Annotated in this window: 20 protein-coding genes; 10 read left to right on the forward strand and 10 right to left on the reverse strand. The window is 67.4% G+C overall.

Going from position 1 to position 18,179, the window contains the following annotated elements:
• The first annotated feature begins 172 nt into the window (after positions 1 to 172).
• Together L2U69_RS10140 and L2U69_RS10145 are read left to right on the forward strand one after the other, a co-directional pair.
• The gene (locus tag L2U69_RS10140; protein WP_236106690.1) at positions 173 to 2,188 is read left to right on the forward strand and encodes a methylmalonyl-CoA mutase family protein; all 2,016 of its coding nucleotides are present in this window, start codon (positions 173 to 175) and stop codon (positions 2,186 to 2,188) included.
• A 94-nt stretch (positions 2,189 to 2,282) separates the two neighbouring features.
• The gene (locus tag L2U69_RS10145) at positions 2,283 to 2,486 is read left to right on the forward strand and encodes a hypothetical protein (protein WP_236106691.1); all 204 of its coding nucleotides are present in this window, start codon (positions 2,283 to 2,285) and stop codon (positions 2,484 to 2,486) included.
• 35 nt (positions 2,487 to 2,521) lie between these two features.
• Here the strand turns inward: L2U69_RS10145 and L2U69_RS10150 are convergent, their stop codons facing one another.
• From L2U69_RS10150 to L2U69_RS10165, 4 genes are all read right to left on the reverse strand, one after another.
• Positions 2,522 to 3,580 carry a betaine/proline/choline family ABC transporter ATP-binding protein gene (locus L2U69_RS10150; RefSeq protein WP_236106692.1) on the reverse strand — a complete coding sequence of 353 codons (1,059 nt, stop codon included), beginning with the start codon at positions 3,578 to 3,580 and terminating at the stop codon, positions 2,522 to 2,524.
• Positions 3,581 to 3,590: 10 nt separating this feature from the next.
• Positions 3,591 to 4,625, reverse strand: coding sequence for an ABC transporter permease (locus tag L2U69_RS10155; RefSeq protein ID WP_236106693.1), 1,035 nt, complete (start codon positions 4,623 to 4,625; stop codon positions 3,591 to 3,593).
• 90 nt (positions 4,626 to 4,715) lie between these two features.
• The gene (locus L2U69_RS10160; protein WP_236106694.1) at positions 4,716 to 5,687 is read right to left on the reverse strand and encodes an ABC transporter substrate-binding protein; all 972 of its coding nucleotides are present in this window, start codon (positions 5,685 to 5,687) and stop codon (positions 4,716 to 4,718) included.
• Positions 5,688 to 6,077: 390 nt separating this feature from the next.
• Positions 6,078 to 6,848, reverse strand: coding sequence for a glucose 1-dehydrogenase (locus L2U69_RS10165; protein WP_236106695.1), 771 nt, complete (start codon positions 6,846 to 6,848; stop codon positions 6,078 to 6,080).
• A 163-nt stretch (positions 6,849 to 7,011) separates the two neighbouring features.
• Between L2U69_RS10165 and L2U69_RS10170 the strand changes: the two genes are divergently transcribed.
• Positions 7,012 to 7,284 (forward strand): metal/formaldehyde-sensitive transcriptional repressor, encoded by a 273-nt coding sequence (locus L2U69_RS10170; RefSeq protein ID WP_236106696.1) that lies wholly within the window; start codon positions 7,012 to 7,014, stop codon positions 7,282 to 7,284.
• 16 nt (positions 7,285 to 7,300) lie between these two features.
• Complete coding sequence (dmeF, locus tag L2U69_RS10175) at positions 7,301 to 8,254, forward strand: CDF family Co(II)/Ni(II) efflux transporter DmeF (RefSeq protein ID WP_236106697.1); 954 nt, start codon at positions 7,301 to 7,303, stop codon at positions 8,252 to 8,254.
• Between the two features lie 17 nt (positions 8,255 to 8,271).
• Here the strand turns inward: dmeF and L2U69_RS10180 are convergent, their stop codons facing one another.
• Both L2U69_RS10180 and L2U69_RS10185 read right to left on the reverse strand, forming a co-directional pair.
• Positions 8,272 to 8,448 carry a hypothetical protein gene (locus tag L2U69_RS10180; protein WP_236106698.1) on the reverse strand — a complete coding sequence of 59 codons (177 nt, stop codon included), beginning with the start codon at positions 8,446 to 8,448 and terminating at the stop codon, positions 8,272 to 8,274.
• A 78-nt stretch (positions 8,449 to 8,526) separates the two neighbouring features.
• Positions 8,527 to 9,522 (reverse strand): aldo/keto reductase, encoded by a 996-nt coding sequence (locus L2U69_RS10185; RefSeq protein WP_236106699.1) that lies wholly within the window; start codon positions 9,520 to 9,522, stop codon positions 8,527 to 8,529.
• Between the two features lie 96 nt (positions 9,523 to 9,618).
• Here L2U69_RS10185 and L2U69_RS10190 point away from each other — a divergent pair, with 96 nt between their 5' ends.
• Positions 9,619 to 10,533, forward strand: coding sequence for a LysR family transcriptional regulator (locus L2U69_RS10190; protein ID WP_236106700.1), 915 nt, complete (start codon positions 9,619 to 9,621; stop codon positions 10,531 to 10,533).
• Here the strand turns inward: L2U69_RS10190 and L2U69_RS10195 are convergent.
• The gene (locus L2U69_RS10195) at positions 10,484 to 11,131 is read right to left on the reverse strand and encodes a TetR/AcrR family transcriptional regulator (RefSeq protein ID WP_236106701.1); all 648 of its coding nucleotides are present in this window, start codon (positions 11,129 to 11,131) and stop codon (positions 10,484 to 10,486) included. The two genes, L2U69_RS10190 and L2U69_RS10195, sit on opposite strands and share 50 nt — an antisense overlap.
• A 74-nt stretch (positions 11,132 to 11,205) precedes the next feature.
• Here L2U69_RS10195 and L2U69_RS10200 point away from each other — a divergent pair, with 74 nt between their 5' ends.
• Complete coding sequence (locus L2U69_RS10200; RefSeq protein ID WP_236106702.1) at positions 11,206 to 12,489, forward strand: MFS transporter; 1,284 nt, start codon at positions 11,206 to 11,208, stop codon at positions 12,487 to 12,489.
• 4 nt (positions 12,490 to 12,493) lie between these two features.
• Here the strand turns inward: L2U69_RS10200 and L2U69_RS10205 are convergent, their stop codons facing one another.
• Complete coding sequence (locus L2U69_RS10205; protein ID WP_236106703.1) at positions 12,494 to 13,543, reverse strand: alcohol dehydrogenase; 1,050 nt, start codon at positions 13,541 to 13,543, stop codon at positions 12,494 to 12,496.
• 2 nt (positions 13,544 to 13,545) lie between these two features.
• Positions 13,546 to 14,436 (reverse strand): tRNA glutamyl-Q(34) synthetase GluQRS, encoded by an 891-nt coding sequence (gluQRS, locus tag L2U69_RS10210; protein ID WP_236106704.1) that lies wholly within the window; start codon positions 14,434 to 14,436, stop codon positions 13,546 to 13,548.
• A gap of 91 nt (positions 14,437 to 14,527) precedes the next feature.
• Here gluQRS and L2U69_RS10215 point away from each other — a divergent pair, with 91 nt between their 5' ends.
• Complete coding sequence (locus tag L2U69_RS10215; RefSeq protein ID WP_236106705.1) at positions 14,528 to 15,205, forward strand: alpha/beta hydrolase; 678 nt, start codon at positions 14,528 to 14,530, stop codon at positions 15,203 to 15,205.
• A gap of 250 nt (positions 15,206 to 15,455) precedes the next feature.
• A complete protein-coding gene (locus tag L2U69_RS10220; protein ID WP_236106893.1) occupies positions 15,456 to 16,007 on the forward strand; it encodes an HNH endonuclease in 552 nt (183 codons plus the stop codon).
• Here the strand turns inward: L2U69_RS10220 and L2U69_RS10225 are convergent.
• The gene (locus L2U69_RS10225) at positions 15,980 to 17,017 is read right to left on the reverse strand and encodes an NAD(P)/FAD-dependent oxidoreductase (RefSeq protein WP_236106706.1); all 1,038 of its coding nucleotides are present in this window, start codon (positions 17,015 to 17,017) and stop codon (positions 15,980 to 15,982) included. The genes L2U69_RS10220 and L2U69_RS10225 overlap by 28 nt on opposite strands.
• A 309-nt stretch (positions 17,018 to 17,326) precedes the next feature.
• Between L2U69_RS10225 and L2U69_RS10230 the strand changes: the two genes are divergently transcribed.
• Complete coding sequence (locus tag L2U69_RS10230) at positions 17,327 to 17,815, forward strand: Hsp20 family protein (RefSeq protein WP_236106707.1); 489 nt, start codon at positions 17,327 to 17,329, stop codon at positions 17,813 to 17,815.
• Between the two features lie 56 nt (positions 17,816 to 17,871).
• Positions 17,872 to 18,096 (forward strand): DUF1150 family protein, encoded by a 225-nt coding sequence (locus L2U69_RS10235; RefSeq protein ID WP_236106708.1) that lies wholly within the window; start codon positions 17,872 to 17,874, stop codon positions 18,094 to 18,096.
• The last annotated feature ends 83 nt before the right edge of the window (positions 18,097 to 18,179 follow it).

The following is an 18,179-nucleotide window of genomic DNA, read 5'->3' on the forward strand; positions in this document are numbered from 1 at the left end:
CACCGGATAGGGGCGGAGTTTTGGATGCAGTGGCGTCGAGTTGCAAGTTTATTTTGCGTCGCACAACATGCTATTTGAATAATATGGCATCGGATATGCTGCAAAAGAGTAATGCCAGCACGTTTAAAGGCCCGTTTAGAGCCAGAAAGTTGCGATACGTGGGGAATATGCAATGAGTGACAGCAAGCGTGAGAGCATGGCGCCGGACGGGGCAACGCCCCCCAGGGACAAGCCCTGGTTGATCCGGACCTATTCCGGCCATTCGTCGGCCGCAGCCTCGAATGCTCTCTATCGCACGAATCTGGCGCGCGGACAAACAGGCTTGTCAGTAGCCTTCGACCTGCCGACCCAGACCGGCTATGACGCCGATCATGTGCTGTCGCGGGGCGAGGTGGGCAAGGTCGGCGTGCCGATCTCCCATATGGGCGACATGCGCACCCTGTTCGACGGCATCCCGCTGGGGCGCATGAACACGTCGATGACGATCAATGCGACGGCGGCCTGGCTGCTCTCGCTCTATATCGCCACGGCGGAGGACCAGGGAGCGGCGCGCGCCGATCTCCAGGGCACCACGCAGAACGACATCATCAAGGAATATCTGTCGCGCGGGACCTATATCTTCCCGCCCCAGCCCTCGATGCGCCTGATCGCCGACGTCATTTCCTTCACCTATAAGGAAGTGCCGAAGTGGAACCCGATGAACGTCTGCTCCTACCATCTGCAGGAAGCGGGCGCGACGCCGGTCCAGGAACTGGCCTATGCGCTGGCGACCGCCCAGGCGGTGCTGGACGAGGTGAAGAAGGCGGGCCAGGTGCCGGCCGCCGACTTGCCCAAGGTGGTGGGCCGCATCTCCTTCTTCGTCAACGCGGGCATCCGCTTCCTGACCGAAATCTGCAAGATGCGCGCCTTCACCGAGCTCTGGGACGAGATCACCCTGAACCGCTATGGCGTTCAGGAAGAACGCTTCCGGCGCTTCCGCTACGGCGTGCAGGTGAACAGCCTGGGCCTGACCGAGCAGCAGCCCGAAAACAACGTCTACCGCATCCTCCTCGAAATGCTGGCGGTGACGCTCTCCAAGGACGCCCGCGCCCGTTCGGTCCAGCTTCCGGCCTGGAACGAGGCGCTGGGCTTGCCGCGGCCCTGGGACCAGCAATGGTCGCTGCGCTGCCAGCAGATCCTGGCGTTCGAGACCGATCTCCTCGAATTCGGCGACATCTTCAACGGCTCCACGGAAGTGGGCCGCAAGGTCGCAGAACTGAAGGCGGCGGCGATGGAGGAACTGGCCCGTATCGAGGCCATGGGCGGCGCCATCGCGGCGGTCGAATCCTCCTACATGAAGCAGCGCCTGGTCGAGAGTAATGCGGCGCGTCTCGCCTCCATCGAATCGGGCGAGATGACCGTGGTCGGCGTGAACAAGTTCACGGAATCGGCGCCGAGCCCGCTCGCCACCGGCGACGAGGGTTCGATCCTGGTGGTCGACGACGCCGCCGAGACCGAACAGGTGGAACGCCTGAAGGCGTGGCGTGCCGCGCGCGACGACAAGAAGGTGGCGGCCGCGATCGAGGGCCTGCGCAGCGCCGCGGTCGAAGGCCGCAACATCATGGAACCCTCCATCGCCGCCGCCCATGCGGGTGTCACCACCGGCGAATGGGGCCAGGTGCTGCGCGAGGTCTTCGGCGAATATCGCGCGCCCACGGGTGTCGCCCGTGCCGCCTCGTCGCCCGCCGGCGACATGGCAGCGGTGCGCCAGAAGGTCGACGCGGTCTCGGCCAAGCTCGGTCGCCGGCTGAAGTTCCTGGTCGGCAAGCCCGGCCTCGACGGCCATTCCAACGGCGCCGAACAGATCGCCGTCCGTGCCCGCGACGCCGGCATGGAAGTGGTCTACGAGGGCATCCGCCTGACGCCCGCGCAGATCGTCAACGCCGCCCTCGAGGAAGGCGTTCACGTCGTCGGCCTCTCCATCCTCTCGGGCAGCCATGTCGCGCTGGTCACCGACGTCATGGAGAAGATGCGCGAGGCGGGCATCGCCGACGTGCCGGTCATCGTCGGCGGCATCATCCCGCCGGAGGACGAGGCCAAGCTGAAGGCGTCGGGCGTCGCCCGCGTCTATACGCCGAAGGACTATCAGCTCACCGACATCATGGCCGACATCGTCGCCATGATCGACGAACTGCCGGTCGCCGCCTGAGGCGACGGCAAGGGGCGCCGCGCGATCACGAGTTCGCGCGGCGCTGCTCGGCGAAATCCGCGATTGGCCGTAGGCTTTTCGTGAGGAGACCGGCATGGCGGACGATCCCGAAAACCTGACCCCGCGCTACCTGCGCCGGCTGGATGAAAAGCTGGACAGGCTCATCGACGATATCGGTGACCTGAAGGCGCGGGCGACCGCCGTCGAGGAGGGGCTGGCCGGCGTCAACCGGCGGATCGATCGGCTCGAAAACCGCATGGATCGGATCGAGCGTCGCCTCAATCTTCAAGAAGCGTGAAAGAGCCGGGCGCCATGTGACGGCGCCCGACCAATTCAATTCGTGCTGTCGCCCTCGCTGGGGCCGGTCGGCACCAGGGCGCGGACCAGGTCCTGGACCGAGAGGATGCCGACCTGCTTGCCGCGCTTGGTGACGCGATAGGACAGATTGGTGTCGCCGCCCGACAGCGCGATGACGGATTCGAGGTTGTCGTTGTAGTCGACATCGCCCGCCAGATCGGCATGCACCGCCACCGTTGGCTCCATGACCGAGCGCACGCGCAGCACGCGGGCGCGATTGATGTCGGAAATGAAGTCGACGATATAGGGATCGGCCGGTTCCAGCAGGATGCGCTGGGGCTCGCCTTGCTGGACGACCTGGCCGTCCTTCAGGATCACCAGATGGTCCGCCAGCTTCAGCGCCTCGTCGAGGTCATGGGTGATGAAGACGATGGTCTTCTGCAACTCGTCCTGAAGTTCGAGGAGCAGGTTCTGCATGTCGGTCCGGATCAGCGGATCGAGGGCGGAGAAGGCTTCGTCCATCAGCATGACGTCGGCATTGGAGGTCAGCGCCCGGGCGATGCCGACGCGCTGCTGCATGCCGCCCGAAAGCTGGTGGGGATATTGCTCCTCCTGGCCTTCGAGGCCGACCCGGGCAAGCCACTTGCGGGCTTCGTCTTCCCGCGCCTTCCGCCCGACGCCCTGGACCTCCAGCGCCGTGCCGGCATTGTCGAGCACGGTGCGGTGGGGCAGCAGGGCGAACTTCTGGAACACCATGGACATCTTCCGGCGCCGCAGGCCGCGCAGCTTGCGCTCGTCGTAGGCGAGCACGTCCTCGCCGTCGACCACGACCTCCCCCGCCGTCGGTTCGATGAGACGGTTGAGGTGGCGGATCAGGGTCGATTTGCCCGAGCCGGACAGGCCCATGATGACGGTGATCTTGCCCGCCCGCATGTCGACGTTGATGTCCTTCAGGCCGAGCACGTGCTTGTGGCTGTCCCACAGTTCCGCCTTGCCCATGCCGTCGAGGACCTGGGGCAGCACGCTCTTCGGATCGGCGCCGAAGATCTTGTAGAGGTGACGGATCGAAATCTTGATGTCGCTGTCGTTGCTCATGCCGCGCCCCTCACTGCTTCTGCGAGGCGTTGACGCGCGCCAGCGCCGCCTTCGTCACCCGGTCCAGGATGACGGCGAGCAGCACGATGCCGAAGCCCGAGACCAGGCCGACGCCGAGTTCCAGGTTGCGGATGCCGCGCAGCACCAGGACGCCGAGACCCGGTGCCGAGACCAGCGACGCGATGACGACCATGGAGAGGCTCATCATGATGGTCTGGTTGACGCCGGCCATGATGGTCGGCAGCGCCAGCGGGATCTGCACCCCGGTCAGCTTCTGCCAGGAGGTCATGCCGAAGGCATTCGCCGCCTCGATCACTTCCTCGTTGACGAGGCGGATGCCGAGGTTGGTCAGGCGGATCACCGGCACGATGGCATAGGGGATGATGGCGACGCCGTAGAGCTTCGGCTCGGTCACCGAGAACAGGAAGATCAGCGGGATCAGATAGACGAAGGGCGGCAGGGTCTGCAGCATGTCCAGGATCGGAATGGTGAAGCGCTGGACCGTGTCGCTGCGCGACATGGCGATGCCGATGGGAACGCCGATCAGCACACAGAGAAACGCGCAGACGAAGATGATCGCGAGGGTCTGCATCGCATAGTCGTAATAGCCGATGAAGGCCAGGAAGACGATGCAGGCCGCCACGAACACCGTAAGCTTCGTGGTACGCGAGACGAGCTGGACGACGATGAGCAGGATCGGGATCACGACCCACCACGGCGTCGACTGGAACAGCCACAGCGCCCCGTTGAGGAACCAGTTCAGCGGCTCGGTGATCGGGTCGAGCACCAGGCTCAACTGGTCCTTGATCGCCAGGAAGCCTTCTTCGAGGCCCTTGGTCAGTTCGCGCGCCTGGGGAAAGTTCGAGCAGGCGTCGTTGAAGGCATCCATCGAGGGAAAGGGGAGGTCCCAGACCGAAGCGGCGGGTGCCTCGGTTCCCTTGGAGCGGGCGATGAGGTCGGCCATGGACATGGGCGCCGACGAATGGCCGGCGTCGCACCAGTCGCGAAGGCCGAGGCCATCGAACAGAAAGTCATAGGTTGCCATACAGGGGTCTCCTGATGAGGGCAGCGAAAACGGCGGGGCGGCATCGCTGCCACCCCACCGGTCTCGACGCGGTCAGTTCAGGGCGATCCGTCAGTTCAGGACGGCGGTGAGCTTTTCGCGCGCGGCGTCGCTCAGCCAGTCCTTCCAGACGTCCTTGTAGGTCGTCAGGTAGTAGACGGCGGCTTCCTCGCCCGAGGCATTGTTCTCGTCCATCCAGGCGACCACGCCGTTCATGTGGTCGACCGAGAAGGTCATCTTGCTCATCAGCTCGGCGATCTCCGGCTTGCGCTCGGCGAAATCGGTGGTCACCGAGGTCAGCACGGGGGCTGCCGGGAAGGACGAGACGCCCGGATTCGGGTTGTCGGGGCTCTGGTTGGCGGTGTGGACGTCGGCCTTGTATTCGCCGAGGTCGACCGAAACCATGTCGTATTTGCCAAGCAGCGCGGTCGGCGCCCAGTAGTAGCCGAACCAGGGCTCCTTCTTCTCATAGGCCGACGCCATGGAGGTGGCCAGCGTCTCGCCCGAGCCGTGGTTGAACACCTTCACGCCGTGACCTTCGAGGTCCAGCGCCTTGATCAGATTGTCGTTGACGATGCGGCAGCCCCAGCCGTCGGGGCAGTTGTTGAACGTGCCGCCGACCAGTTCGGGATGGGCCAGCACGCCGTCGATGGTCTTCAGCTCGGGATGGGCCTCGGCCAGATAGGCGGGGATCCACCAGCCTTCGACGCCGCCGGGCTCCAGCACCTTGCCGAGGCGCTTCACCTTGCCCTGGTCCTCGAGCTTGGTATAGGCCTCGCCGGCGGAATTCAGCCACAGTTCGGTGACGATGTCGGGCTGGCCGTTTTCGGCGACGGATGTCACCGCGGGCACCGTGTCGGACGGTACCACCGTCACTTCGCAACCATAGCCTTGTTCCATCAGAAACTTCGCGACATTGGTTACGACGGAACCCGAGGCCCAGTTCATCTCGGTGATCGACACCTTGCCGCAATCGGCCGCCTGCGCCAGCGCAGGGAACGCGAAAGCGGCGACGGCCGCCATGATGATGGTCTTCAGTCTCATCGTTTCCTCCTTCGGGGTAGTGAGAAGAATGAGGTCCCCAAGGCCACGAGCGCCCGGACGCAAGGTCACGAGGCCCGCACGCTCACGAGAGGGGACCGAGGGAGTTCACACAGGCCGCGCTGAAAGGTGGTGTCGCTGCGTCACGGCTGCCGACGGGCAACTGACAGGACACCTGGAAGCACCGTTCAACCCGTTTGCGGCAGGGTGAATGGGAGGGCGTCGCACATCCTATAGCACGATTATGGCGGCGAAGCCCAACCGCTATGCGTCCTCAGGGGCATTTTGGTAATATGATACCGTTTCGGGCGCCCGAGAGGGCGCCCGTTTCCCGATTGTCCTGGCGCCCGAGAGGGCGCCCGTTTTTCGACATGCGGAAGGGCCGGGGCCGGTTCAGCGCGCGGTATAGCCGCCGTCGATCACCAGTTCGCTGCCGGTCATGAAGGCGGACTCGTCGGAGGCGAGATAGAGGATGCCGTTGGCGATGTCGGCGGCGACGCCGAGATGGCCGATGGGGTGCAGCGCGATCAGGCCTTCCTTGCCGGCGGCCGGATCCTCGGTGCCGTCCAGATAGCCCTCGACCATGGGCGTCCAGATGTAACCCGGATGGACCGAATTGACGCGGATGCCGTAACCCGCCTGGGCGCAATGCAGCGCGGCCGATTTGGTGAAGATGCGGACACCGCCCTTGCTGGCGTTATAGGCGGCCAGATTGGCGTCGCCGATGATGCCCTCGATCGACGACAGGTTGACGATGGAGCCGCCGCCCCGCGCCTTCATCGCCTTGATGGCGTGCTTGGTGCCGAGGAAGACGCCATCCAGATTGATCGACATCAGCCAGCGCCAATCCTCCAGGCTGGTGTCCTCGACGCTGCCGGCCAGCGCGACGCCGGCGTTGTTCACCAGGATGTCGAGCCCGCCGAAGGCCGCGACCAGGGCGGCGATCGTGGCTTCCCATGCCGCCTCGTCGGCGACGTCCTGACGCCGGAACAGGGCCTTGCCCCCGGCGGCGGTGATCTCCGCCACGACCTTGCGGCCGGCTTCCTCGTCGAGGTCGGTCACCGCGACCGCGGCGCCTTCCCGTGCGAGGACGAGTGCCGCTTCCCGCCCGATGCCCTTGGCGGCACCGGTGACCAACGCGATTTTTCCCGCAACGCGACCCATGATTTCGCTCCCTCATCCGCCGGTCGAAACGCCGGCACCTTGGCCGGACGCGTGTCCGGCGCCGCGAGCATAGCAAGCGGCGGCGCGACGGGCGGCGAAATCCGGCATTGTGACGCAGGGAGATGTCTCATAATATAACCCCCTATACTATAAGGGCGGCGCCATGGCACATACCATCCGTGACAAGGACAGGCTGGTCGCGCGGGTTCGACGCCTGAAGGGGCAGCTCGAAGGGATCGAGCGCGCGCTGGAGGCGGAGAAGCCCTGCGGCGAGATCCTGCGCCAGCTCGCCTCGGTTCGGGGCGCCATGGGCGGCCTGACGGCGGAAGTGATGGAAGGCCATCTGCTGGAGCATGTCGTCGAGGCCGAAACCGAGGCCGAGCGCCGGCAGGGCGGCGCGGCGCTGATCGACATCATCCGCACCTACATGAAATAGCCAGGAGCGACGGCACATGGCGGCGCAAGACATCTCGTCCCATACCCACGGGCATAATTTCCTCGGCACCGACCATCGCCGCAACGAGCGCCGGGTCCGGCTGGTCATCGCCCTGACGGCGACGACCATGGTGGTCGAGATCGCGGCGGGCACGGTCTATGGCTCGATGGCGCTGGTCGCCGACGGCTGGCACATGTCGACCCATGCCGCCGCCATGCTGATCGCGGCGCTGACCTATCTCTATGCCCGCTGGCACGCGAACGATCGCCGTTTCAGCTTCGGCACCGGCAAGCTCGGCGATCTCGGCGCTTTCGCCAGCGCGGTGATCTTGGCGCTGGTCGCGCTGCTGATCGGGTGGGAAAGCGTGATGCGGCTGGCGCAGCCGGTGGCGATCGGCTTCGAGCAGGCGATCGCCGTCGCCGTCATCGGCCTTGCCGTCAATCTGGCCTGCGCCTGGCTGCTCCGCGACGATCATGGTCACCACCACGGCCATCACCACCATGATCATGATCACGGCGACGATCACCATCACCATGGCCGCGACAACAACCTGCGCGCCGCCTATCTGCATGTCCTGGCGGATGCGCTGACCTCGATCCTCGCCATCGTGGCGCTCCTCCTGGGGCGGGCCTATGGCTGGCTCTGGGCGGATCCGCTGATGGGCGTGGTGGGGGCGCTGGTGATTGCGCGCTGGTCCTGGGGCCTGATCCGGGAGTCCGGGGCGGTCCTCCTCGACCGCGTGCCCGAGGGCGAGGATCTGGCCGGCGATATCCGCAAGGCGATCGAGACCGAGGCGGACCGGATCACCGATCTCCATGTCTGGCAGATCGGGCCGGGCCACCATGCGGCCATCGTCGCGCTGGTTTCGAGCGCGCCGCGGGAGCCGTCGGACTACAAGGCCCGGCTTTCGGCGCTAAGCGCACTCTCCCATGTCACGATCGAGGTCGAGCCGGCGGGGGCGGCCGGATAGACGGGCCGCCCGTCGCCTCAGTCGGGCTTCTTCGGCGGCTTCCCGGTCTCGTCCGCCACCGCCGAGGGGCCGCCGGCATGGGCAGGCGTGAAGGCGGGGGCATCGCTGGCGGGGAAGGACTCGTCGCTCGCTTCGTCGATGGGATCGATGAGGGGCTTCTCGACGGCAAGATCTTTGCCCCTGTCCTTGGTCATGATCATGCTCCACGTTCAGGGTCTCACTTCCAATAGTATGGGGACGCCGGGGCCGCATGTCAGCCCCGGCGCCGGTTTTCACCGCTCGCTGTCGAGATGCCGCATCAAGGGAGCGGGATAGCGCTCGCCCCGGGCGGCGCCCTTCGGCACCGCCTGTTCGAGGGCGGCGAGATCCTCGGCCGTCAGCGAGACCTCGAGCGCGCCGAGGCTCTCGGCCAGGCGGTCGCGGCGGCGCGCGCCGATCAGGGGCACGATGTCCGGGCCCTGGGCCAGCACCCAGGCGATGGCGATTTGGGCGACGGACACCCCCTTCGTCTCGGCCAGGGCGCGGATCGCATCGACCAGGGCCAGATTGTGGTCCAGGTTCTCCGCCGAAAAGCGCGGGGAGAAGGCGCGGAAGTCGCCGCTTCGCTGCTCGCCCGCCTGCCAATGGCCGGAGATCAGGCCGCGCGACAGCACGCCATAGGCGGTGACGGCGATGCCGTGTTCGCGGCAGACCGGCAGGATCCTGTCCTCGATACCGCGCGAGATCAGGGAATATTCGATCTGCAGGTCGGTGATCGGGTGGACGGCGGCGGCCCGGCGGATCGTCTCCGCGCCCATTTCGGAAAGGCCGATGTGGCGCACCCAGCCCGCCTTCGCCATGTCGGCGATGGCGCCGACCGTATCCTCGATCGGCACGTCGGGGTCCAGGCGCGACAGGCGGTAGACGTCGATATGGTCGGTCCGCAGGCGCTTCAGGCTCATGGCCAGGAAGTTGCGCACCGCCGCCGGCCTGCCGTCATAGCCGATGAAGGCGCCGCCCGGATCGCGCAGCGCGCCGAATTTCACCGACAGGCGATAACGCTCGCGCGGCACCGCCGCCAGGGCCTCGCCGATCAGCATCTCATTGTCGCCGGAGGCGTAGAAATCGCCGGTATCCAGCAGGTCGATGCCGGCATCCAGCGCGGCATGAATGGTGGCGATCGCCTCCGCCCGGTCGGCGGGGCCGTAGAAGTCGTCGGACATGCCCATGCAGCCGAGGCCCAGGGCCGAGACCATGGGGCCCGTGGTGCCTAGTTTCCGCTGTTCCATCGCTCGCTCCTTCGCGTTTGATGGCCAGACCATGCGCCCTTCCTCGGCGTTCGATAATCGGGCATTATCTGAACACCTCGTGCGAAATATCGAACAATGCGGCCGCCCGATCTGTCCGACCTGGAAATCCTGATGCTGGTGGCGCAAGAGCGCAGTTTCCGCCGTGCGGCGCGTTTGCGCGGCCTTTCCGCCTCGGGCCTGTCGGAAGCCGTGCGCCGGCTGGAGGAAAGCCTGGGCGTGCGCCTGCTCAACCGCACGACCCGCAGCGTCACCCCGACGGAGGCGGGACAGCGCCTTCTGGAGCGCCTGCAGCCGGCCCTGGGTGAAGTGCGCGCCGCCCTCGACGTGGTGAACGGCTTTCGCGACAGCCCGACCGGCACGCTGCGCCTCAATGTGCCGGGCATCGTGGCGCGGACCATGCTGCCGCCGATCGTCGCCGGTTTTCTGGCGCGCCATCCCGGCGTCACGGTCGAGGTGATGGCGGAGGACAGTTTCATCGACGTGCTGGCGGCCGGCTATGACGCCGGTGTGCGCTATGGCGAACGCCTGGAACAGGACATGATCGCCGTGCCCATCGGCCCCCGGGTGCAGCGCTATGCGATCGCCGCCGCGCCTTCCTATCTCGCGGCGCATGGCACGCCCCGGCATCCGCGCGACCTGTTGGACCACCGCTGCCTGCGTCACCGCTTCCTCAATGGCGTGAGCCCGGCCTGGGAATTCGAGAAGGCGGGGGAATCGGTGCGGGTCGATCCGGCCGGGCCACTGATCGGCAATGCGATCGAAGTGCTGCTGGCCGCGGCCGAGGCGGGGCAGGGCGTGATCTCGGGCTTCGAGGAACAATTGGCGCCGTCGATCGCGGCGGGGCGCCTGGTGCCGATCATGCGGGACTGGTGGGAGGAATTTCCCGGTCCCTTCCTCTATTGCCCCAGCCGGCACCTGATGCCCGCGCCCTTGCGGGCCTTCATCGATTATCTGAAGGCGGAACAGGCCCTGACGATGGAACAGGCGTGAGGGCGGCGTCGGTCAGGGCCCTGTCGATCAAGGCTTGGCCGGCCGCGACCAGATGGATCGCCGGGCCGTCGCCGTCGAACAATTGCGCACTGGCATAGGATCCTTCGATCAGCAGGAGCAGGGCGTCGCCCAGCATGGCGGGGTCGGGGGCGCCGGCCCGGGCGGCCAGAGCGCGCAGGCGGCGGCGGTATTCCCTCTTGTTGGCGACGGCGGCCCGGCGCGCCGGATGGCCGCGGTCCGGATATTCGACCGCCGCATTGGTCATGCCGCAGCCCCGATAGAGCGTCGTCCGGGTCCGGTCCTCGACCGATTGCAGCCAGGCCAGGATCGCGGCGCGGCCGTCGTCGGCGAAGGGCGCGGTGACACGCTCGAAACGCGCCCAGAATTCGGCGTCATAGTCGCGGATATAGGCGGCGGCCAATTCGTCCTTGGAGGCGAAGGCGCGATAGAGGCTGGGCTTGGTGACACCCGCCGTGGTCACGATCTCCTCCACCCCGACGTCGCGTATGCCCCGGCGGTAGAAGAGTTCGCGCGCGGCCTCGCGGATACGGTCCACGGCGCGCTTGGGGCGGTCCATGGGAGTCTGGGATACGGTCATGCGAAAACTGCAGGTTGACGATGTTACCGATCGGTACGTATGAAGGGCGAGCCTGAAACGTACCGGTCAGTCACATGAAGATAATCCGTCCCGGGTCTCTTGGCCAGAAATATGCGTTCGTCGTCGCGGGCGTGGTCTTCCTCGCCCTGCTGGTCTCGGCCGGGCAACGCTCAGCGCCGGGTGTCCTGATCCTCCCGCTCGAGGCCGGTTTCGGCTGGAGCCGGGACACGATCTCGCTCTCCGCCGCCGTCGGAATCTTCCTCTACGGGCTGGTCGGGCCCTTCGCCGCGACCCTGATGGTCGGTCTCGGCGTGCGTCGGGTCATGCTCGGCGCCCTTGCCCTGATGGCGTTTTCCGCCGCCGCGTCCTCGTTCATGGACAGCGCCTGGCAATTGCTCGCCACCTGGGGCGTGATGTCGGGCCTGGCGTCGGGTAGCGTCGCCCTCGTCCTCGGGGCGACGGTGGTGAACCGCTGGTTCGCCACCAACCGGGGCCTGATGATGGGGCTGCTGACCGCCAGCGCCGCCACCGGCACCCTGCTGTTCCTGCCCGCCCTGGCGGCGCTGGCGGACGCTTTCGGCTGGCAGGCGGTCGTGCTCGCCTGCGCCGCCGCCGCCGCCGCGCTGATCCCCCTCGTCTGGTGGCTGGTGCCGGAGGATCCGGCCGCCATCGGACAATTGCCCTATGGCGCGACCGAGGCGGCGGCGGGCGCCGTCGCGCCCGCCCCGCCGGCCAACGTCGGCCGCATGGTGGGCGCCACTTTCGCCACCCTCGGCCGTGCCATGCGGGCGAAGGCGTTCTGGTATCTCTTCGCCACGTTCTTCATCTGCGGCTTCACCACCAACGGGCTGGTCGGCACCCATCTGATCGCGCTCTGCGGCGATCGCGGCATTCCCGAAGTGCAGGCGGCCGGCCTGCTGGCGGCCATGGGGCTGTTCGACCTTGCCGGCACCACGCTGTCCGGCTGGCTGACCGATCGCTTCGACCCCCGGAAACTGCTCTTCGTCTATTACGGCATTCGGGGGCTGTCGCTGATCTTCCTGATCCATTCGGATTTCGATCTGTTCAGCCTGGCGATCTTCTCGATCTTCTTCGGGCTGGACTGGATCGCCACCGTGCCGCCGACGCTGCGCCTGACCACCGATCATTTCGGCGAGCGCGACGCGCCGGTGATCTTCGGCTGGATCGTCGCCGGCCATCAGGTCGGCGCCGCCGCCGCCGCCTTTTTCGCCGGCTACATGCGGACCGTGCAGGGGAATTACCTGGAAGCCTTCGTCATCGCGGGCGCGACCGGGCTTCTCGCCGCCTTGCTGTCGCTCATGATGGCACGGCGGGCGGTGCCCGCCGCCGCCACCTGAGGGATCACGCTGTCAGCACGGTACGGCCGACCACCTTGCCCGCCTTCAGGTCGTGCAGGGCGTCGGTCGCCTCGGCCATGGGGCGCAGCGTGACAGGAATGGGCGCCACCTTGCCGGCCTTCACGAGGTCCAGCAGTTCCGCCAGTTCGGGCAGGCTGCCGACATAGGAGCCGACGACCGAGATGCCGTTCCACGGGAACAGGGGAATGGGCATCGACAGCGCGCCGCCGAACAGACCGACGACGACCGCCGTGCCGCCCCGGCGCAGGCCCCGGATGGCGAGTTGCAGGGTCTGTTCCGCGCCGACGAAGTCGAAGGCGGCGTGGACGCCGCCGAGGCCCTTCTGCAGGCGGGCCAGGCTTTCCTTCTCCCGGGGGTCGATCACCTCCGAGGCGCCGGCGGCCTTGGCCGCCTCGGCCTTGGCCGGATCGATCTCGGCGACGACGATCGGGGCGGCGGGGTAGAGCGCCTTGGCGACCTGGATCGCCATCAGGCCGACGCCGCCCGCGCCGACGATCAGCAGCGGATCGCTGGCGCCCGCCGGCGGGATCTTCTTCATCGCGGAATAGGCGGTCAGGCCCGAGCAGGCGAGCGGACCGGCGCGATCCTCGTCGATGCCGGTGTAATCGAGGAGATAACGGGCGTGCGGGATCTTCACCGTATCGCTGTAACCGCCATCGACATTGACGCCCAGATGGCGGCCCTTGGGGCACAGATGCTCGAGGCCGCGCGCGCAGGTCGGGCAGGCGCCGCAGCCGATCCAGGGAAAGACCACCCGGCGATCGCCGACGGCGACGCCCCCGGCCTCCGGCCCGACGGCGATCACGGTGCCGACGATCTCGTGGCCCAGGACGAAGGGCAGCTTGCGGCCGCCGCGCACGTCCAGGCGGTTGCCGCCGCCCATCTCGAAATAGCCCTCGTAGATGTGGAGATCGGAATGGCAGACGCCGCAGCGCGAGATCCGCACCACCACCTCGCCGCCTTCGGGGATGGGATCGGGCTCCACCAATTCGCAAAGCGGCGCCGCATATTCGACCATCTTCTGGCTTTTCATCGTCACTCTTCCTCCACCTGACCGGCGCAAGGTAAGGGAGCCGCCGCGCCCGGGCAAGGCGGCAGGCCGAGGCGCCGGCGCAGCGCCGCCGGGCTCTCGCCGGCCGCGCGCATGGCGGCGAGCGCGAGCGCCCTGTCGCGCTTGGCGAGGCGCAGGCCGTCCTCTCCCATCACGAGACCGTGGTGGTGATAGAGAGGCACGGGCAGGTCCAGCAGCGCCTGCAGCAGCCGGTGGACATGGGTCGCTGAAAAGAGATCGATGGCGCGCGTCACCAGGGTAACGCCCTGCAGGGCATCGTCGACCGTGACCGCCAGGTGATAGGAGGTCGGGGTCTCCTTCCGGGCCAGCACCACGTCGCCCAGCATCTCGGGACGGGCCGTCTGCCGGCCCGCCTTCTCGTCGACCCAGGTGAGCGGGCCGCCGGCGAGAGCAGTCGCCCGCGCGACGTCGAGGCGCAGCGCATGATCGCGGCCCTCGGCCATGCGGGCGGCGCGGGCGTCGTCGCTCAGGTGGCGGCAGGTGCCGGGATAGAGCGGGCCGGCCGGTCCCTGGGGCGCGCCGGGCGCGGCGGCGACCTCCGCCGCGATCTCCGCCCTGGTGCAGAAGCAGGGATAGATCACGCCCATCGCCTCGAGCCGGGCAAGAGCCTCGGCATAGTCGGCGAAATGCGCCGACTGGCGGCGCACCGGCCCGTCCCAGGCGATGCCCAGCCAGGCCAGGTCCGCCAGGATGCCGGCCTCGAATTCGGGACGGCAGCGGGTGTGGTCGATATCCTCCAGCCGCAGCAGGAAACGGCCGCCGGCGGCGCGGGCGCGATCATGGGCGATCCAGGCGGCATAGGCATGGCCCAGGTGCAATGCACCCGTCGGGCTCGGCGCGAAACGTGTGATCATGGGGGGGATTGGGACCAATTCGGACTTTCTTTTCGTGACGCGATTCGTCTTCATGATGAAGCCAGACGTCTCGAGGTGCAGGAGTTTTCGCATGAGCCGGATCGATGGGCCGCGGCTTGCCCCGATGCAGGACCGCCCCGCGCGCCAGTTGATCGTGCTCATCCACGGCTTCGGTGCCGATGGCGAGGATCTGATCGGCCTCGCGCCCTATTGGCGGCGCCTGCTGCCGGATGCCTATTTCGTGGCGCCGGACGGGCCGGAGCCCTGCGACATGGCGGGCTTCGGCCGGCAATGGTTCCCGCTCACCGATTTTTCCGAGGAAGAGCGTCTTTCGGGCGCTCGCGCGGCGGCGCCCGTGCTCGATGCCTTCATCGACGCGGAACTGGAACGCCTCGGGCTCGGCGACGACAATCTGGCCCTGGTCGGTTTCAGCCAGGGCTGCATGATGGCGCTGCATGTCGGCCTGAGGCGGGCCCGGCCGCCCGCCGCCGTCGTCGGCTTCTCCGGGGCGCTGGCCGGCGCCGGCGCCGTGCTCGAGGCCGAGATGACGTCGCGTCCGCCGATCCTCCTCGTCCACGGCGATCAGGATCCCATCGTGCCGGTCGCCGCGCTGCATCGCGCGGTCGAGGCCCTGACCGAGGCCGGGCTGTCCCTGCAATCCCATGTGGAACGCGGGCTGGGCCACGGCATCGGGCCCGAAGGTCTGGCGCTGGGCGGCGAATTCCTGTGCCGGATGCTGCTCGATCCCGAAGGCGCGCTCGGCGCCTGAGTGCGCCTCTTGCTGAGTGCGCCTTTCGACACTTCTTTCACGAAATGACGTGGACGTCACGATGGCGTCACACTGCATGTTGTATTTTGCTGGCGTCGAACCGCAAGCATTGTCACAATTCAGGTCACGGAATTGTCGGTTCGGCGATTTCAAGTGCAACGCGAAACGGGTCAGAGGCGGAATAGCGGGCTTAGGTGCGAATCGTCGCGAAGTGAGGCGGTCAATAAGGGCGAGGCGGTAGATGAACGCGATGTCCCATCCGGTGGAGGCCTGTCCGGCGCTGGTCCTCAACGCTGATTACCGGCCGCTATCCTATTTCCCTCTCAGCCTATGGTCCTGGCAGGACGCCATCAAGGCGGTCTTCCTCGGGCGCGTGAACATCCTCTCCGAATACGAGCGGACGGTGCGCAGCCCCAGCGCCGAGATCCGGCTGCCCTCGGTGGTCTGTCTGAAGACCTATGTGAAGCCGGCGCGCCATCCCGCCTTCACCCGGTTCAACGTCTTCCTGCGCGACCGCTTCTCGTGCCAGTACTGCGGCCGGACGGAGGATCTGACCTTCGACCACGTGCTGCCGCGCAGCCTGGGCGGGCGCACGACCTGGGACAACATCATCACCGCCTGCTCGCCCTGCAACCTGCGCAAGGGCGGCCGCATGCTGCGTGAGAGCGGGATGCACCTGCGCTCCCGGCCTTATGTGCCGACGGTCGGCCAGTTGCAGGAAGTCGGGCGCAGTTTCCCGCCCAATTACCTGCATCATTCCTGGAACGACTATCTCTACTGGGACGCCGAACTGGAAGCCTGATCCGGCGACAGGCCGAGGCGCGCCGCCATGGCCGCGCCGAGGGCCCGGCCCGAGACGAAGGCGCCCTCGATCCGCGCTCCCAGGCACCAGTCGCCGCAGGCGCCGATCGGCCGGCGCGGATCCAGGATGAAGGGCCGGCCCAACGGTCGCGTGGTCATGGCGTGGCGCCAGCGATGGGCGAAAGCGGCGATCGGCGGCATCGACCGATCGGTGGCGGCGACGAAGGCCGCGGTCATCAGGGCCGCCACCACCTCCGGCGGATCCTCGAGATGGGTGCGGCTCCAGTCCGGGCCGGCATGGGCGACCCAGGTTTCGGCCCCCGCCGGATCGCGGCCGGGTTTCGCGCTGTCCCGCGCGATCCACGCCAATGTGCCGCCCGTCGTCTCCGGCGCGACGAAGGCACCGTCGAAGCCGAGGTCCAGGGGCTTGTCGAAGGCCAGCATCAAGGCCCAGCAGGGGGCCGTCTCGACCTCCGCGACGGCGGCTGCAAGTGCCGGTTCGAGGGCGAGAAGGGGCACGGCCTGAGGGGCCGGCGTCGCTACGACGACGGCGTCATAGGGGCCGAAATGTTCCCCCTGGCGGTCGGTCACGGTCAGGCGCGGACCACGCGGCGCGATCTCGCGCAGTTCGACGCCGTAAACCGTGGCGCCGCTGCCCAATGCCCCGACCAGGGCACTCATGCGCGGGTGGCCGACGAATCGGGGTTCGGTCCGGTCCTCCGGCACGAAGCCGTTGGGGCCGAGGGTGCCGATCACGCCGTTCCAGGAAGCGATCGTGCCGTTGGCGCTCAGCTGCGCCACGCGGGCCTTCAGCGCCGGGTCGCGGACGGTGAAATATTGCGCGCCGTGATCCCATTGCAGGCCGGCGTCGCGCCGGGTGGACAGGCGCCCGCCGGCGCCCCGCGCCTTGTCGAACACGGTGACGAGCGCGCCGGCCGCGGCCAGTACCGCGGCGGCGCTCTGCCCGGCGATGCCGCCGCCGATGACGGCGACGAGCGGTCCGTTCCTCATGGCCGTTCCCCGTTCGAGCGGCCCCATCTCCGCCATTCCTCGCGAATGGGGGCGGGACTCTTCTGGTACGATGGCGCTAGTCGGTCGGATCTTATACCGAAGCGGGGGCGAAGGCGACTCGGGCGTTGCGCCGAGGACAGGCCTGCCCCGATGCCTCTAGATTTGCCGCCTCTTGATTTTGCCACCTCTTGATTTTGTCGACCTGCTCGCCAGATCATAGAAGCGCGGGGGTGCCTTCGGGGCCCCCGCCGACGTCCCGTCGCGGATCGCCTGGGTTTCGGGGGCCGCAGATCAATGGGTGCAAGGCTTATGACGCGCTTGTCGGTATTCAATTCTCCGCTCCTCCTGGGTTTCGACCATATGGAGCGGGTGCTCGACCGGGTGGCCAAATCGGCGACCGACGGCTATCCGCCGTACAACATCGAGCAGACGGGCAGCAATGCGCTGCGCATCACCCTCGCCGTCGCGGGTTTCTCGCGCGAGGACCTGTCGGTCACGATCGAGGACAATCAGCTGATCGTGCGCGGCCGGCAGGTGGCCGAGGACGACAAGAAGGTCTATCTGCACCGCGGCATCGCCGCGCGCCAGTTTCAGAAGGCCTTCGTCCTGGCGGAAGGGATCGAAATCGTGCGCGCCGGCCTCGACAACGGCCTGCTGCACATCGATCTGCGCCGGCCGGTGCCGGCCAGCGTGGTCCGTTCGATTCCCATCGACGGTGGTTCGCGGGGCGTGGCGGACGCGCTCGACAACGAGGATTCGGGTGCCGGGAAGATTTCGGGCCCGAACGGCGAGGCCTGATACGGCCCGTTAAGCTTGATGCGCTCAAGATGAGGCATCCAGCGGAGGATATGACCATGACCGCTATCAACGAAAATCCCGATATCCGGCACATCACGCCGGAAGCCCTGGCCGCGCTCGGCGACGGCTCCCTGGTCTACGTCAAGCCCGTGCATGTCGAGGGCAAGGACGTGGTCGCCGTCCATGGCGCCGATGGTGCCCTGCTCGCCCTGCTCGCGGACCGGGACCAGGCCTTCGCCGCCGCCCGCCAGTACGAGATGATGCCGCTCAGCGTGCACTGACCTGCTTGGACCGCCCGGCCTGATTGGACCGCCCGGTCGTGCCAATCGGCCGGGCGCCCGATCGCCGGAAGCCGCAAAATGCC

The organism is Zavarzinia marina (genome assembly GCF_021568905.1).
In the GTDB taxonomy this organism is placed as follows: domain Bacteria; phylum Pseudomonadota; class Alphaproteobacteria; order Zavarziniales; family Zavarziniaceae; genus Zavarzinia; species Zavarzinia marina.